Source organism: Mycoplasmopsis columbinasalis, from assembly GCF_900660705.1.
GTDB lineage: Bacteria > Bacillota_I > Bacilli_A > Mycoplasmatales > Metamycoplasmataceae > Mycoplasmopsis > Mycoplasmopsis columbinasalis.
This window is the reverse complement of record NZ_LR215043.1, coordinates 645,409-662,275: the sequence shown is the minus strand read 5'-3', so window position 1 is coordinate 662,275 and position 16,867 is coordinate 645,409. Positions and strand designations below refer to the sequence as shown.

The window sequence follows — 16,867 nt, the reverse complement described above, 5'->3', positions numbered from 1 at the left end:
GCACTATATTATAGCGTTATTAGCAAAATAAAAGTGCCACACGAGCACTTTTATGTTATTAGTGATTTAGTAATTGTTTCACATAACGAGCAATAACAATTTCTTCATTGGTTCTTACTTTGTAAACTGGAATTTTTGAATCAGCAGTTGAAATCAACTTGAAGTCATCATATTTTGCTAAGTTTGCTTCTTGATCTAATTCAAAGTTAAATAAACTTAAACCATCAATTACTCTTTGACGAATAATTTCATCATTTTCACCAATACCAGCAGTGAAGATTAAAGCATCTGGTTTACCAACTTTATTAAGGTACATTGCTACGTAATCAACGATTCTAGCTACAAAGATATCAAGCGCAAGTTTAGCATCAGGATTAGTGTCATACACAGCGTGTAAATCACGTACATCATTACTTACACCACTCACACCTAACAAACCAGATTTTTTCACTAACATGTTGAAAACTTCGTCTTGGCTTTGTCCTTCAATTCTAGTTAAGTAATCAGTAATACCAGGATCAATACCACCACATCTTGTTCCCATTGGCAACCCGTCAAATGAGCTAAATCCAACTGTAACATCAACTGATTCGCCGTTTTTAACAGCACAAATTGAACTACCAGAACCAAGGTGGGCTACAACTACATTTGGTTTAGGAACGCTTAAAATTTCTTTTGCTTTTTCCGCAATGTAATTGTGACTTAAACCATGGTAACCAAACTTTTTAATATTAAATTTAGCTGCTCATTTTTTGTTGATTGGGAAAGTGGCATTCACAGTTGGAATTGTGGTGTGGAAAGCAGTATCTTGTGCAATGATTTTCACTACTTCTGGCAAGTGTACTTCAAAACCAGCGATCGCAGCTAAAGTTGCTGGCGCGTGTAAAGGAATAAATTTTGCTGCTTCTTCAATGCCTTTTTTAACTTCAGGACTATAAACTACAGGTGAAAGAAAATCGTGGCCTGAATATGGAGTACGGAAACCAATTGCACTAATATCATCGAGTGAATCAATTAGTTTAAGTTCTTTTCAAGAAGTAAGTAATTCTTGCACAGCCACAGTGTGGTTTGGTAAAACTACTTCTTTTTCGAATTTTTGACCATTACCATACTTAATAATCACTTTACCCATTGGTTCGGTAATTCGTTCGCACAAACCATTAGCAAAGAGTTCAAGTTGGTCGTATGAATAGAAAGCTCACTTAAGTGATGAACTTCCAGCATTTACAACTAATATTTTTTTCATAGACTCCTATCTGATAGATTGATTCGTAAAATTAAATTAATTTTGTGAATGGGAATTTTTATTTAAATTCGTATGCTTTAAGGATGGTAATTGAAGTCACATCGATGACATCTTGTACTTTTGCACCACGACTAAAATCGTTGATTGCACCATTAACACCTTGCATAATTGCACCAACAGCACCGTATTGACCTAACCTTTGTGCAATCTTGCAACCAATGTTGCAGCTTTCCAAGTTAGGAAAGACATACACACCAAGTTCTTGTTGTGGCGCGCTTGGGAATTTGTGTTTTCTCACGCCTAAGTCATAAGCTGAGTCAAATTGCATTTCGCCTGGAATAATGTTCAAACCTTTTTCTTGAGCAAGTGCAACTGCTTGTCTAACTAAGTCTGGGTTTTCGCCTGAACCTGAACCATTGGTTGAGTAAGTAAGAAAACCGGCAAGGTCGTTCATATTCATCGTTTTAGCAAATTCGATTGCGTTGTTTGCAATATCAACTAATTGTTCAGCGGATGGTTTTTGTACAGTTGAAGGGTCAGTGAAAATAAGTTTTTCATCTTCCTTGTGCATCACAATTACACTTGAAATGGTTTTCACACCTGGTTTTGGACCAATACATTTAAAGGCAGCTCTTAAAATGTCTGCAGTTGAATAAATTAAACCACCCACAGCTGCGTCGATTTCTTTAGTTCTAATCATCATCGCACCAAAGTATGGACGTTGGTCAAGGTTTTTACGGCAAGTCGCAAGGTCTTCCTTACCTTTTCTAATTTCAACTAATTTAGCTGCATATTCGTCTTTTTTTGCAGCTAATTCACTCATCACAAGGTACTCTAAACCATTATTTAACACTTGGTCTTTAGTTTCAACTAAAAGTACAGGACGTGCTAATTTTTCTTGTTGTAAATATAAAGCAGCTTCTTTTGAACGTTCATCATCACCATCGATGAAAAGCACTGATAAAACTTGTTCTTGGGCTTTGGCTCTTAACATTTCGTTAATGTGTAAACTAAACTTTGAAATACTCATAAATGTTTCTCCTTCTTTGAGTCAAATTTAACAAGAAATCTTGAATCTTCAAAATATGAAAAATTATATATGTATGTGTTTTGTTTCCCGTTTTTTATTCTAATTTTGCGGTAAAAAGGGCAAAAATTGTGATAATTTGTGTGAAAAAAATGGTTCTCTGCGTAATTTTGAAACCAGCATACAAAGTAGCACGAGAGCAACCTTTTAGTTTTTCGTAAAAATATGAAAAACTCGAACAAAAAAGTCAATAAAACATTAGTTTTAAACTCTCTACTTTATAATATAAGTGCATATTAATGACAAACATTACTTTATGACATTATGTGCAAATTCTTATAATATATTATAAAAAGGAGAGATGAATGTCATTCAAATACATCCAAGCTGGCAAAGTTATGTCAGATCCAAAAGAAATGATTCGTTTTCTTGATGTTGATGGTAATTTAATTAACAAAGATTACAACCCATCAGATGCAGAAAAGAAAGAATTGTTAGATTTGTACAAAATAATGATTAGAGCTCGTCAATGAGACCTTTATGCATTAACACTTCAAAAAACTGGACGTTTAGGAACATTTGCACCTAACTTAGGTGAAGAAGCTTGTTTATCAGCTTTAGGTTACTTCCTTAAGAAAGATGACTGATTTGTACCTCACTACCGTGTACTTGCTGCACAATTAGCTCGTGGTATTTCAGAAGAAAATGTATTCCTTTACTGAAGAGGATCAGAACTTGGTTCAAAATTTGCGAAAGAACTTAACACACTTCCAATGCAAGTTGTTATTGGTTCACAAATTTCAATTGCTGCTGGTGTTGCATACGCACTTAAACTTAAAAACGGTGTACACAACCAATCAATCGCTTTAGCAACAGTAGGTAACGGTGGAACCAACGAAGGTGAATTCCACGAAGGTCTTAACCTTGCATCAGTACGTAACTTACCATTTGTTTTAGCTGCAATTAACAACCAATGAGCTATCTCAGTTCCAGAACACAACAGTTACAAAGTGCTTACACTTTCACAACGTGCTCACTCATACGACATTCCAGGTATCCGTGTAGACGGTAACGACTTACTTGCTTGTTCAGCTGCTGTTAAAGAAGCTTACCAATGAGCAAGAGAAGGACATGGTCCTGTTCTTATCGAATTCGTAACATGACGTCAAGGTCAACACACCACTAGTGACGACCCTCGTGTATATCGTTCAAGAGAAGAAGAAGAAAGACACGAAAGATGAGAACCAATGCACCGTATCGAAAAATTCTTATTCGACAACGGTCTTTTAACTGAAGAAGTTAAAGAAAAATTAGCTGAAGACGCTGCTGCTGAAGCACGTGCTGCTTACGACGCATCAACACTCACCCTTGCTAAAGAAGGTTTTGAACACGTTTACGACTACACCTACGCTGTATTGCCTGAAGAATTAGTAGCTCAAAAAGAAGCTAACAGAAGATTTTTAAAAAAATAATTTAAGTAATTAGTTAAAAATAAAAATCTTTTAGCTAATAATGATACTTACTTAATCAAAGGAGAAAATATGTCAAACGAAAAAATTTCAGTAAATAACATAGGTGCAGTTACCAACGCACTTGATGTGATGCTTGAAAGAAACAAAAATGTTGTAGTTTATGGTGAAGACGTTGGTTTCGAAGGTGGTGTGTTCCGTGCAACACAAGGCTTACAAGCTAAATACGGTTCAGAAAGAGTTTGAGACTCACCAATTACCGAAGGTGCAATTGCTGGTTCAGCTATCGGTGCAGCTATCGCTGGTTTAGTACCTGTTGTTGAAATGCAATTCTCAGGTTTCTCATTCTTAGCTATGTCACAAATGTTTGCTAACGCTGCACGTATGAGAAAAAGATCAAGAGGTAACTATGGTGTACCTATGGTTCTTAGAATGCCATGTGGTGGTGGTGTAAAGGCTCTTGAACACCACTCAGAGTCAATCGAAGCTCTTTTTGCACACATTCCAGGACTTAAGGTTGTTATGCCTGCAACTCCTTACGACACCAAAGGTCTTTTAATCGCTGCAATCGAAGACCCAGATCCAGTTGTATTCCTTGAACACAAGCGTGACTACCGTGCTTTCAAACAAGAAATTCCTGCTGGTTACTACACTGTAGAAATTGGTAAAGCAAGCGTTGTTGTGCCAGGTGAAGACTTAACAGTTGTAACTTACGGTCACATGGTTCACGAAACTTTAGCTGCGCTTAAGTTACTTGAAGAACAAGGTAAAGAATACTCAGTTGAAGTGATCGACCTTAGAACTCTTAAACCACTTGACACCAAGACCATTGTTGACTCAGTGAAGAAGACAGGTCGTGTGTTAGTAGTAACAGAAGCTGTACAATCAGGCTCAATCGCTGGTGAAGTACTTGCACGTGTAAACGAACACTGCTTTGACGACTTACTTTCAGCACCACGTCGTTTAACAGCTCCTGACGTAACAATTCCTCTTCCAGCTCTTGAACCATTATTTATGGTTGACAAGGATAAAATTGCTACTGTTATCGATGAAATCTTAGCAGACTAATCATTCATTTCTGTTATTAATATAATCTTAACTTTTATAATGAATAATAGATTAAGCTACCGGTGGGGGTAGCTTTTTCTTTGCTGTGAGGGTGCTTTAAAATTTAAAAGGAGAGTTTGCTCACTTGCGCACATTAAAATTACAAATCATTCTATCACATAGTTTGCTATGTAAAGTAAAGAGCATAATTTTAAGGACGTTTGATTATTGTGCACCAATTTTGTTACAAGGATGTTGCAACTAATTTAGTTTCACAAAAGAACCAACGCACAGTTAACTTTTAATGCTATGTTGTAGTCTTCAATTGCAAAGAATGAAAGTTAAAAGTTTTACGCAGTTCAACATTTACAAAGTTAGTGTTTCTATTTTGTTTCATTTAGCAAGTGAGGTTTGATGCGCTTTTAAAATAAAAGTTAGATAAAAAAACACAAGCCCGAAAACTTGTGTTTTTAGTTTTACAGCAATTACAACACTTGGTCACAATTTTAGTTTAATGACATACTTACGTCTTGTCTTTCTTTTGACGCTGCTAAGAAAAGAGGTACAGTGGTGTATTTTTTCTTTCAAGCAACATAGTTAGTTGGGAAAGTTGAAAGTTGAATGTTAAATTCGTTAGCGTGGGTATTGTACAATCTTCTTGAAGCAGCAATTTCTGATTCTAAGTAGCTTGCTTGTTCCATTAAGTCTCTGGTAATGCTTGAAGCTTTTAATTCTGGATAGTTTTCGTGTACAGCAAGTAAACGTGAAAGTAATCCATTCATACCAGCTTCTAATTCGTTACGTAATTGACCAGCTTCACTTGAACTAAGATTTCCGCTGCTAAGTTGGCCAGCCATTGAACGGAATTTAGCAACATTAGTCATAATGTCTTTTTCGTGTGCAAAGTAACTTCTACCAGCATCCACTAATTTTGAAAGTGTACCGAAACGTTTGCTAAGTTGCACGTCAATTGAAGAAGCAGCACTGTTAATTTGGTTTTGTTGTTTTAACAACACATTGACAGTCTTAAAGACCATGTGGTGAAGTCAGTAAATACCTAAAGTAAGCACCGACAAAATCACAAACATTACTTTTTGTGCTTTTGAAATTTCGGCACCACGAGTTCCAGTCGCAGCAACTGGGTTGTAGCCTAATTTTTGTTCTTCGGTGAGGTTGTTGGCATTATTTGGTGATAAAAAATTGCCCATAAATTTTCCTTTCCAAAAGTTAGTTCTTTTCAGAATTAGTGAGAGAACTATAAATTAATATATAAATTTTAATAGTTTTTTAGTTTCTGGTGACAAAAAACATAGCATTTTCCACTTCTTAGTAATTCTTTGCAAAATTTAGTGAAGCAGTATTTGCTATGTTGTAGTTTCTTAATTATGTTAATTAATTATGCTAATTGTTGTGCATTTTAGAATTTAACTTGTGCTAGGTTTTGCATTTGCACAGTTTTATGTTTAGTTCAGAAATAAACAATCACTTTATAAATTTCGTTGTAAATTGTCAAGGTGAGCGCGAGAGTTAAACCAATCGCTAAAATCAATGGGTAGTAATACACGTTATCAACCATCCGGAAGACACTCGAAAGGTTTGGTACCAACACCACAAGTAAGACACTAAAGACTGAAGTACCTGCGGCAACAAACACGATTCAGTTTTTTTTCAAGTTGGTTCAACTAAAGATTGTTTTGGTACTCATTAAGTTAATGCTATTAAGTGAAGCGCCAATGCCAAGGGTGAGAAACGCGGCTGTTGAAGCAACTTTGAGAAATTCAAGACCTGTTAAGTTTAGTTGTGCAGCATAAACGCCGCCAAGACCGTAAGCTAACAAGGTGAAAAATGATAACACACAACCTTGGGCGAGCAAGTTATAACCCATACCCCGCGCAAAAATACTTTCTTTCTTCGAATAAGGACTGCGGTTCATCACGTCTTTGTCTGAATCAATTAAACCAAGTGCGATGGCTGGTAAGCCATGAGTTAAGAGGTTAATTCATAAAAGTTGTGAAGCTGAAAAGATGTAAAAACCATCTGAGCCTATTCTTTCTTTAAAGGCTAAGTAGAAGGCAATTAAACCAACTAACATAACTAATACTTCTGATAATGAAGAAATGAGCAAGTTTAAAATCACAATTTTGATTTTGTCAAAAATCATCCGTCCATTTTTAATTGAGTTGACAATAGTATTAAAGTTATCATCAACTAAAACTAAGTCGGCTGCTTGTTTAGACACATCTGTACCAGTAATTCCCATCGCACAACCAATATCGCTAGCTTTCAATGCAGGAGCGTCGTTGACACCATCACCAGTCATAGCCACTACTTTTTCGTGACTTTGTCAAGCATTGACAATTCTTAGTTTGTCGCTTGGGTTCACACGAGCATACACGCTAATAAGGTGAACTTTGCTAGCGAGTTCAATGTCACTCATCCGCGCTAATTCTTCCCCACTGACTGTTAAATCACCTTCTTTTCAAATACCAAGATCTTTGGCGATAGCTTGAGCTGTGTGAATGTGGTCACCAGTAATCATTACAGTTTTCACGCCCGCTTTTTGCGCAACAGCAATGCTTTTGGCCACATTGGCACGTGGTGGGTCAATCATTGCAATCAGACCAACAAAAGTAAGATCTTGCTCGTCGTCGTAACTAAGTTTTGTAGCAGTAGTTTCACGCGTAGCCACTGCGAGCACACGGTAAGACTTTTGTCCAAAGTCGCGATTAATTTGTTCTAGTTGTGCGCTCTCAAGGTTTTTACATCTAGCTAAAACCACATCTGGAGCGCCTTTAACAATGATCAAGTTTGATTTTGGATCAGTATCGGCAGTGTGGTTTTCTTTTTCCACTAACACTGACATTAATTTCCGATCACTATCAAAAGTTAAGGTGTCTAAAATTGGAGTTTTGGCTAGTAATGATTCTTTGTAGATACCTAAGCCATAGGCATATCAAAGTAATCCAGTTTCGGTCGGGTCGCCAATTTCTTTAAAAGTATTTGTGTTTTGGTCATAACTAATAGAAGCATCGTTGCACAAAGTTAAATAGGTAGCCAAAATGTGAAAATCACGATCAGCTGCACTGCCTGTTGTTTTACTAAGTAATTTATTGTTGATGTAACCATCCACAACAGTCATTTTGTTTTCAGTAAGTGTACCTGTTTTGTCACTGCAAATGACGTTGACTGAACCTAAAGTTTCCACGGCTAAAAGGTTTTTGACTAAACCATTTTGTTTAGAAATTTTACTTACACCAATACTTAGTAAAACAGTTGTAAAAGTAATTAAGCCTTCAGGAATTGCAGCCACAGCTAAACTAATTGCCGTGACAGCACTCGAGGTATAAACATCTGGATTGCTTCAAGTGTTAAGCACAATATTATTTAAAAGAATATAAATAATAAAACTTATAAATAGCAACACAATACCTGATCAGCCAAAAATTTTGCTTAGTTTATTAAGTTTAAGTTGTAAAGGAGTCAAGGTTTTGTTTTGGCTTTGAATCATAGCGTTGATTTTGCCAAGTTCAGTCCGAGTGCCAGTTTCTTCAACTAAAACTTCAGCCTTACCGTTTGTTACATAAGTTCCCGAAAATACTAAGTGCGTATTTTGCGCAAGTACTTCATTTTTTGGTGCATCAAAGTTAGCTTTTTTATCTACGGCCACTGATTCACCTGTGAGCGAAGATTCAATTACGCGTAAATTGAAAGCATCAATGAGTCGCCCGTCAGCACTAATTACATCACCAGCATTAAGTAACATCACGTCACCTGGTACCAGTTGTGTCGCAGGAATTTTAATAATTTCTCCATTCCGTCGCACAGTGGCATTGGTTTCGTTCATTGCTGCCAGGGCTCGCACAGCTTGGTCGCTTTTTACTTCCTGGTAGGCACCCAAAGCACTATTGAGTGCAATTACTAAAAAGATGATTCCCGGTTCAACATATGACACAATAATCTCTGTTGTGGTGCGAGTAGAACTATGAACGTGTTCGAAGATGGCAAGTCCCAAACTCACAAAAGCCGCAATCACAAGTAAAATCACCATTGGGTCAAGAAATTGTTTGAAAAATGAACCAATTCAACTTACTTTTTTAGGTTTAACTAAGGTGTTTTCACCAAATTCAATTAATTTATCTTCAACTTGAGCCGAAGTTAAACCGGTTTTAAAGTCAGTCATAAAACTCCTTTCTGTGCAAAACTAAGCAACAAGACTAGCTAAGTAATTTTGCTCCACTTACACTATTGAGCAAATTGTGCACGAAATTTTAACACAAAACAAAAAAGATATAAAAAAATGGCGGAACAGAGAGGATTTGAACCTCCGCGGGAGTTGCCTCCCCTACAGTCTTAGCAGGACCGCCTCTTCGACCACTTGAGTACTGTTCCACGGTTTCATAATTATAACTTAAAGTTGTTTTTTCAAAAAGAAAAACAAAATTGCTGAGTACTCCGTTTTGATAACAGAAACAAACACAATTGCAAAGTAAAACTGCTTGTTTAACAAGCAGTTTTAAGGTTTAAATTATAAAGTTTGTAAATATTTAAGAATTTCGTTTTTAGTAGTTTGCGCGTCTTTAGAAGCGTCAAAAGTGTGTAATTGTTGTGTTTGTTTGTAATAGTTTAAAAGCGGTTGTGTTTGTTCGTGGTAAACCTTTTGCCGCACAATGATATTTTCTTTTGAATCATCTTTGCGCGTTGCTAATAACGCGTCGCAATTATCACAGTGGTCACCTTTTTGTGATGGCATTGAATAAATATTGAAACTTTTACCACATTGTGGACAAAAACGCCTGCCACCTAACCTTTGCAAAATAATTTCTTCACTAGTGGTAAGTTCAATTACTTGATAGTTAAAACCACTAATGTTATTGAGAAAATTAACTTGTTCAAGTGTTCGCGGATAACCATCCAAAATTACGCGTTGGTTTGCCGCCATTAAAGTATTTAATTTTTTCCGTACCATTTCGTTAGTTACTGAATCTGGTACATACAAACCATTGTCAACATATTCACGGGCTTTACGACCTAATTCGCTGTTAGCAGCCATTTCTTCACGAAAAATGTTACCAGTTGACACGTGAACTAAGTTTTGTTCGCTTGCGAGCAAAGCTGCCACAGTGCCTTTGCCCACTCCCGGAGGCCCCATAAAAACTAAGTTAGGTAAGGGTGTTTTTACACAATTGCAAGGTGTGTCGTTAGTTGTATTTTTTTGAGAACGACAAGCAGAAACTATCATAATAAACCATCTCCATCTTTACTTTCTGAACCTTTTTTGGCAAAAGGATCAGGTTTGCTAAGTTTGTCAGCAGCTTTGTTTGAAAGTACTTTTTGCTTTGATAAACGTGAACTTTTAATTCTAGCTTTGTACTGTAAGATTGTTTCAATTGATACAGTTACCAAAATCATCATTCCAGTACCACCAAAAGAAATAATAGTTGGGAAGTCAAGGAGAATAATTTGCAAGTATTGCATTGAAGCAAGAATTATAAGGTAGAAAGCACTAAAAGTACATAATCTTAAAACTACACCAAATAAATAATTTTCTGTTTCTTCACCAGGTTTAATTCCTGGAATAAAGGTTGAATTTTTAGCAAAGTCTTCAGCAATACGATCAATTCTCGATTGTTGGAGACCCATCAAGTAACTAAAGAAGAATGTAATTACCACTAAAAGTGAAAGGCCAAGCGCACTGGTGAAACTTAGATTTTTCTCCATTCAAACTTTGGCTAAATTAGTCTCAGGTAAGATACGAGCAATCATTAAAGGTAATGATAAGAGCATTGTCGAGAAGATAATTGGCATAATGCCACCAGGGTTAAGTTTGATTGGTAATTTACCCATTTCATTGACGTTTTTGCTCCGTCCAGCACCGATTTGTTGAATTGGAATGTGACGTTCAGCATTATAAACTAGTGCTATAACAAAAATTACTAGTAAATAAACGAAAATGTAAGTTAAGAATTTAAGGGCACCAACAAAGGTAGAAGTTCTACCACCATCACCGACAAAGTAACTAAATGCTCCTCTGAATTGAGCTGGTAATTGGAAGGCGATTCCCACAAAAATTAATAGTGAAGTACCATTTCCAATTCCTTTGTTTGTAATTTGTTCCGCAAGGTAAAGCGAGAATAATGAACCACCCATTAAAATTAATGGTAAAAGGAAGTAAGAAGTTAAGCCAGTTAAGGCACTATTATTTGCAAGCGGCACAAATTCAATAAATGGATTTTGTCCGGCCGAAAGCGATGTTGTAAGCAAAATTGCTTGTGGATAAGCAATTAATAAAGTTAAGAATCTCGTAATTATGTTGAGTTTCCTACGACCATGTGGTCCACTTTGTGTGAGTTTATGAACTGCTGGGAATGCTCTTGTTTGTAGCAGCGACATAATCAAAGAGGCATTAATGAAAGGACTAATTCCTAGAGCCATTAGTGAAAAGTTTCTAAGTCCACCACCACCAACAAGGTTCAAAGTGTTTAAGAAAGTATCATTATCAACTACATCAGCGGTTTTAATTATTACGAAGGGAGCTGTAATTGTAGTTGCTAGAATGTAAAGAATTAACAATGTGGCTGTAAAAATGGTCTTTTTAGTGATTTCTTTGTTCGCTCAAAAGTTCGTTCATTTTTGTCGAAATCAGTAAAAAGCTTTAACAAAACTAATTTTTTTCATAGCCCCTTTCCATGTGTACATAAATATTTGTTAATTATATATTAATACTAAATTCAATATCTAATTTTAGGTTTCAAGATGTGTCTTTACTATTCGACAAAAAAAGAATAAAAAAATTTGTTTTTAGAACTATTTTTTAGTAGCATAGAAAAATTTCGAAGTGCAAAATTTTTATTTAGTTTATTTTTTAGAAAATTTAAAGTTTAGAGCTATAAAATAGACATATTTGTTAACTTTGTGTTAGTAAAAATAAAATTTTTTTCAAAATAAAACTTACCACAAAATTTAGTTAAATTCGAAACTTTACACGTGTGATAATTTTTTCATAGTTTTTGTGTTTTATTTTTTTGTTTTAAATTTTTTGTTTTACTATTTTTCGTATGAACCATAAAAAATTAGTTATTGTCGAGTCACCAAATAAAGTGCAGACAATTAAAAAATACCTTGGTAAAGGTTATGATGTTGAAGCCTCTGTTGGGCACATTATGGTGCTAGCAAAGTCAGGTGTAATGAAACTTGGAATCGATCTTGAAAAGTGAGAACCAAGATATATTATTGATAAAACAAAACAAAAAATTGTAACTGAACTGAAAAAATTAGCTAAAAACGCTTCTGAAGTTTACATTGCAACTGACCCTGACCGTGAGGGTGAAGCCATTAGCGATCATTTAGTCAAAGAGCTTAATATTGAAGATAAATACAAAAGAATACGTTACAACGAAATTACAAAAGAAGCAATTTTAAAAGCAATTGAACATCCAAAGCAAATAGATCAGGCTTTAGTCGACGCACAAAAAGCACGCCGTATGTTAGATCGTATTATTGGCTTTAGGCTTTCAAATTTGGTTAACACCAAGTTAAAAAATGCGCCAACACATCCCAGTGCCGGTCGTGTGCAGTCAATTGCACTCAAACTAATTGTTGATCGTGAAAAAGAAATTGAAGCTTTTGTGCCGGTGGGTTACAGAAAAGTTACTGCTGTAATTGATAATGAAAATACTGCATCAATTTATATGGAGAACCACCCCAGTGAAGAACGCGATTGAGTCTATCTTGATGAAATTGAAGCAGTTAAAGCGCAACTTAGCAAAATGCCAACCAACCAGATGGTTGTTACTGACATTAAGAATCAAGAACGTAAAGTTACCGCTATCACACCTTTAAAACAAGCCACACTTTATCGTAAGTCACCTTTTAGTTCACTTATTACACAGTCCACAGCCCAAAAACTTTATGAAGGTTTTGGTGACGGTGGTTTAATTAGTTACCCAAGAACTGATAGTACTAGATTAAGCGAAACTTTTGTACAAGAAGCTCAAAAATACATCCAAGCAAAATATGGTAGTGATTTTGTTGCTCAAAACATCAAAGGTGTTGCCGGCGACCAAGATGCTCACGAGGCAATTCGTCCAACTGATATTCACTTGACACCTTTGATGGCCAAAGAAAAATTTGACTTAAATAACTATGAATTCGAAATTTACAAATTAATTTACGAAAACACTTTGCAGGCTTTAATTAAACAACCAATTCGTGCGACTAAAACTTACACCTTTGAAAAACATGATTTAACATTCAAAATGACAATTAGTAGAGTTGTCTTTCCTGGGTACTACGTAGTAAAAGCACCTGAACAAGATTTACTTGATCCTAACTACGAATTGAACCAAATTATTGATGTTGAACGTTTTGTTGTTTCAGAGCACGAAACTAAACCACCAGCACGTTATACTGAAGGTTCGCTAATTGAAAAGTTAGACGAAATCAAAGTTGGTCGCCCATCCACATTTGCTTCCACAGTCAAAATTGTGTTGGATCGCGAGTATGCTGAAAATAAAAATGGTGCGTTGCAGCCAACAGAATTTGGCAAGATGGTACTTGAAAAGTTAATCGAAGGGTTCCCCACCATTATCAATGAAAGTTACACTGCCAAAGTTGAAGAAGATCTAGATAAAATTGCCGAAAACCGTGCGATGGTGCCAGAACTAATGGAAGATTTTTATCAAAAATTTACAAATGCTTACGAGCAAGCACAACAATTAATGCAAAAAAGTGAAGTGCCACTTAACACAATTGATGAACTTTGTCCTGATGATGGTGGTACATTAATGATTAAAAATGGTAAATTTGGTAAATTTATTGGTTGCGCCAACTTTCCAAATTGTAAATTCACTAAAAATGTGCCTAACGCAAAAAAACCTTTTACTAAACGCTTCTTTGACTTTAATACCCCTAAAAATAATGAAAAGATTTAATTAAGCTAGTTTGAATGATTGCTAATGTTTTTCTCTTTAAAAAGTTTTAAAACTCATTCTCATTTTTAGTTCAAAAATAAAACTGCAACTATTGCTAATCTTTATTTTAAAAAACACTGTACTTTTGGAAATTTGTTGCAACCCGCAAGTTTTAAGAACTAACATTAAAAATGGAAGTTAAAACTGGAAATTCACTTGTTCTATTTAATTTAAGTTAAAATATAAAAACCAATTTTTCAATTTTTAAAAGAAGGTTGATATGAAACAAAATTTAGATAAATACATTGCTTCATGTTTTCTTAAAACAACACAAGTTTTAGAAAAATTTAATCCTAATAATGTGATTAAGTTGCAATTTTTCCAAAGACAAAATGATGCCATTCTTAGTGGGATGGACGAAGTTTTAGAATTACTTCAAACACACACTGACACAAGTAAATATAAGATTAAATATTTACCAGAAGGATCAAAAATTGATGCTCTTGAAGTTGTGCTTGAACTCGAAGGTAATTACCAATGATTTGGTAAATACGAAGGAATGATTGACGGTATTTTGTCAAGAATGACCTCACTAGCAACTAATGCTCATCGTTGTGTTAGCGCTGCCAAAGGCAAACCTATTATTTTTATGGGTGACAGGATGGATCACTATTTAATGCAAGAACGTGATGGCAAAGCTGTCAAACTTGGTGGTGTGAACATTATGTCTACTTGAGCGCAAAACCACGAAAGCAATACGAGTCCTTTTGATTCAATTCCACACGCAATGATTCAAAATTTTGGCGGTTCGCTTAAAGACGCAATGCTAGCTTACGCAGCAACTTTTCCAGATGATAAAATTATCGCTTTAATTGACTATCACAACAATGTAGTGGCTCAAGCCAAAGAAGTTTGAGAAGCACTTGGTGACAAACTTTGAGGTGTAAGAATTGACACTTCAAAAAATATGAAAGACCATATGTTTGATAATGTGCCTGACGATATTCAATATTATGGTGTGAATGTCACACAAGTAAAAAACTTACGTAATGCACTCAACAAAATGGGGGCTAAAGACCTAAAAATTGTTGTCTCATCAGGTTTTGATTACAACAAAATTGCAGCTTTTGAAGCTGCGAATACACCAGTTGATTTTTATGGTGTAGGTCAAAGTTTGTTTAAATTAATTTGTTCATTTAGTGCTGATGCTACTGTTTTGAACGGCTTAGCTGAAGCTAAAGAAGGAAGATCATATCGTCCAAATCCAAGGTTAAAGGAATTTAATTAATGAACCAGGTTACGTTAGCTGTTTTTGCGAATTTAGCACTATTTTGTTTAGGATATTTGTTATTTGGTTCACTCAATACCTCAATTATTTTGAGTCACAAGTATCGTAATGATGATATTCGTAACCACTTTAGCAAAAATGCTGGTGCGACAAATAGCCTTCGAGCATATGGCAAAAAATTTGCTCTAACAGTCTTTTTAATTGACTCGTTCAAAACTTCGCTGCCAGTGATAATTTTTGCGACTTTATGTAATCATGTGTTTCCAACTTATGCTCATACTTACAAACTGTTTCCTCAACTAATTGGTTTTGGAACAGTTGTGGGACACTGTTTTCCAATTTACTTTAAATTTAAGGGTGGCAAGGGAGTCGCTTGTGCAACTGGCCTTCTGCTTTCAACTAACATCGTCTTATTTTTAATAGCAGCTGTAACATTTTTTTGTATTGCTTTTACCAAAAAAATGGTTTCACTTGCTTCAATAATGTCAGCTGTCTCAGTGCTTCCCTTTGCTTTGTTTCCTTGAATGGTGCAAGGAGAGTTAGGCTGATGATTGAATGTAAAATTCTATTCACCAGGTTTTCTACCAAATGAACCTTGATGATTTATCAATGGTCTTGTAGTTTTATTAGCGGCAATTTTAGTTATTGTTATGCACCACAGTAACATCAAACGCCTTTTGCAAAAGAAAGAAAAACCACTTAACTTAAAAGAAGTAGGCGTTAAAAACAATAATCAAAACTAATAATTTAATGCACTTGCAAAGAGTGCATTTTTAATTTTAATTTTGCAAATAGCCCTATGACATAGAGACTAATTTAAAATTTAATTTTCTTTTTAAAAGTAAAAATAATCTTTATTTATACAAAATTTCGTAATTGTTAAAATAATAACTATGAGTGAAAAAATGCAACCTTTTGTGAAATGAGTTGGTGGGAAACGACAACTTTTAGACGAACTTGTAAAAAGAATGCCAGCAAATTTTAATAGATATTTTGAACCATTCGTTGGAGGCGGAGCACTATTTTTTAGAGTTTGTCCTAAAGATTTCATCATAAATGACAAAAACTTAGAATTGATTACAACTTATAAATGCTTAACGAATGAAGAGTGCTTTGAGTCATTATGCAAAAACCTTGAATATCATAAGTTAAATCATAGTGAAAAGCATTATTTAGAAGTTAGACATCTGGATAGAGAAAGAAATTTTGAAAGTTTGCCAAATGATGTTAAGGGTGCAAGGCTTATCTATTTAAACAAAAGTTGCTTTAATGGGTTATACAGAGTTAATTCAAAAGGTTATTTTAACGTTCCCTCAGGGAAGAAAAAACAAGTTAATATTGGAAAAACACAGAACCTTGTTAACATTTTTAACTATTTAAAAAGAAAAGAATCACAAATTTTGAATGTTGATTTTGAAGTTGCTATTGCTTCAGCAAAAAGTGGGGATTTTGTATATTTTGATCCTCCTTATGATGCTGATGAAAGTCTGCTTTTTACTTCATACACCAAAGAGGCGTTTGGAAAAAACGAACAAATTAGACTTTCAGAAGTATTTAAAAAACTTAACAAAAAAGGTGTTTTTCTAATGATGAGCAATAGTAACACAAAACTTGTAAATGATTTATATTCGGAATTCAATATTCAAATAGTGCAAGCAAAAAGATTGGTAAGTGCAGACAATAAAGGAAGAAAGAACGTTGAAGAAGTTATCATCACAAATTATTAATATTACAAACATATTTGCGATGATGTTAATTCAAAAATTTTTTTAAAAAATAATTTAGAAATTCTAGCAACAATAAATTTTTCAATACTCAACAATATTACTTGAGTTAAACTGAACTTTACGTCGAATATTTATGTAACACATTTCTTCATTT

Annotated in this window: 12 protein-coding genes and 1 tRNA gene; 6 read left to right on the top strand and 7 right to left on the bottom strand. The window is 34.8% G+C overall.

The annotated features are described in order from the left end of the window. Nucleotides 1-58 precede the first annotated feature (58 nt). The gene (locus EXC55_RS02690; protein ID WP_129623134.1) at nt 59-1,246 is read right to left on the bottom strand and encodes an acetate/propionate family kinase; all 1,188 of its coding nucleotides are present in this window, start codon (nt 1,244-1,246) and stop codon (nt 59-61) included. A 58-nt stretch (nt 1,247-1,304) separates the two neighbouring features. Beyond that, a complete protein-coding gene (locus tag EXC55_RS02685; RefSeq protein ID WP_129623133.1) occupies nt 1,305-2,276 on the bottom strand; it encodes a phosphate acyltransferase in 972 nt (323 codons plus the stop codon). Between the two features lie 362 nt (nt 2,277-2,638). On the opposite strand from EXC55_RS02685, the gene EXC55_RS02680 reads away from it, so the two are divergent. Both EXC55_RS02680 and EXC55_RS02675 read left to right on the top strand, forming a co-directional pair. Further along, nucleotides 2,639-3,745 (top strand): thiamine pyrophosphate-dependent enzyme, encoded by a 1,107-nt coding sequence (locus EXC55_RS02680; protein ID WP_129623132.1) that lies wholly within the window; start codon nt 2,639-2,641, stop codon nt 3,743-3,745. A gap of 69 nt (nt 3,746-3,814) precedes the next feature. After that, nucleotides 3,815-4,810 carry an alpha-ketoacid dehydrogenase subunit beta gene (locus EXC55_RS02675; RefSeq protein WP_129623131.1) on the top strand — a complete coding sequence of 332 codons (996 nt, stop codon included), beginning with the start codon at nt 3,815-3,817 and terminating at the stop codon, nt 4,808-4,810. 485 nt (nt 4,811-5,295) lie between these two features. Here EXC55_RS02675 and EXC55_RS02670 read toward each other — a convergent pair whose 3' ends face one another. From EXC55_RS02670 to secY, 5 genes are all read right to left on the bottom strand, one after another. After that, nucleotides 5,296-5,997, bottom strand: coding sequence for a LemA family protein (locus tag EXC55_RS02670; protein ID WP_223211680.1), 702 nt, complete (start codon nt 5,995-5,997; stop codon nt 5,296-5,298). 209 nt (nt 5,998-6,206) lie between these two features. Further along, complete coding sequence (locus EXC55_RS02665; protein WP_129623130.1) at nt 6,207-8,969, bottom strand: cation-translocating P-type ATPase; 2,763 nt, start codon at nt 8,967-8,969, stop codon at nt 6,207-6,209. Between the two features lie 118 nt (nt 8,970-9,087). Then, nucleotides 9,088-9,178: transfer RNA gene (locus tag EXC55_RS02660), tRNA-Ser, on the bottom strand. 136 nt (nt 9,179-9,314) lie between these two features. Then, nucleotides 9,315-10,028 (bottom strand): nucleoside monophosphate kinase, encoded by a 714-nt coding sequence (locus EXC55_RS02655; protein WP_318024541.1) that lies wholly within the window; start codon nt 10,026-10,028, stop codon nt 9,315-9,317. After that, nucleotides 10,022-11,464 (bottom strand): preprotein translocase subunit SecY, encoded by a 1,443-nt coding sequence (gene secY / locus EXC55_RS02650; protein WP_129623129.1) that lies wholly within the window; start codon nt 11,462-11,464, stop codon nt 10,022-10,024. Before secY ends, EXC55_RS02655 begins: the two co-directional genes overlap by 7 nt. A 380-nt stretch (nt 11,465-11,844) precedes the next feature. Here secY and topA point away from each other — a divergent pair, with 380 nt between their 5' ends. From topA to EXC55_RS02630, 4 genes are all read left to right on the top strand, one after another. After that, nucleotides 11,845-13,719 (top strand): type I DNA topoisomerase, encoded by a 1,875-nt coding sequence (gene topA / locus EXC55_RS02645; RefSeq protein WP_129623128.1) that lies wholly within the window; start codon nt 11,845-11,847, stop codon nt 13,717-13,719. A gap of 259 nt (nt 13,720-13,978) precedes the next feature. Next, the gene (locus EXC55_RS02640) at nt 13,979-14,986 is read left to right on the top strand and encodes a nicotinate phosphoribosyltransferase (RefSeq protein ID WP_129623127.1); all 1,008 of its coding nucleotides are present in this window, start codon (nt 13,979-13,981) and stop codon (nt 14,984-14,986) included. Next, nucleotides 14,986-15,729 (top strand): glycerol-3-phosphate 1-O-acyltransferase PlsY, encoded by a 744-nt coding sequence (gene plsY / locus EXC55_RS02635; protein ID WP_129623126.1) that lies wholly within the window; start codon nt 14,986-14,988, stop codon nt 15,727-15,729. The genes EXC55_RS02640 and plsY overlap by 1 nt, the downstream gene beginning before the upstream one ends. Before the next feature lie 150 nt (nt 15,730-15,879). Then, nucleotides 15,880-16,713: a DNA adenine methylase gene (locus EXC55_RS02630; protein WP_129623125.1), complete on the top strand. Its 834-nt coding sequence runs from the start codon at nt 15,880-15,882 to the stop codon at nt 16,711-16,713. The last annotated feature ends 154 nt before the right edge of the window (nt 16,714-16,867 follow it).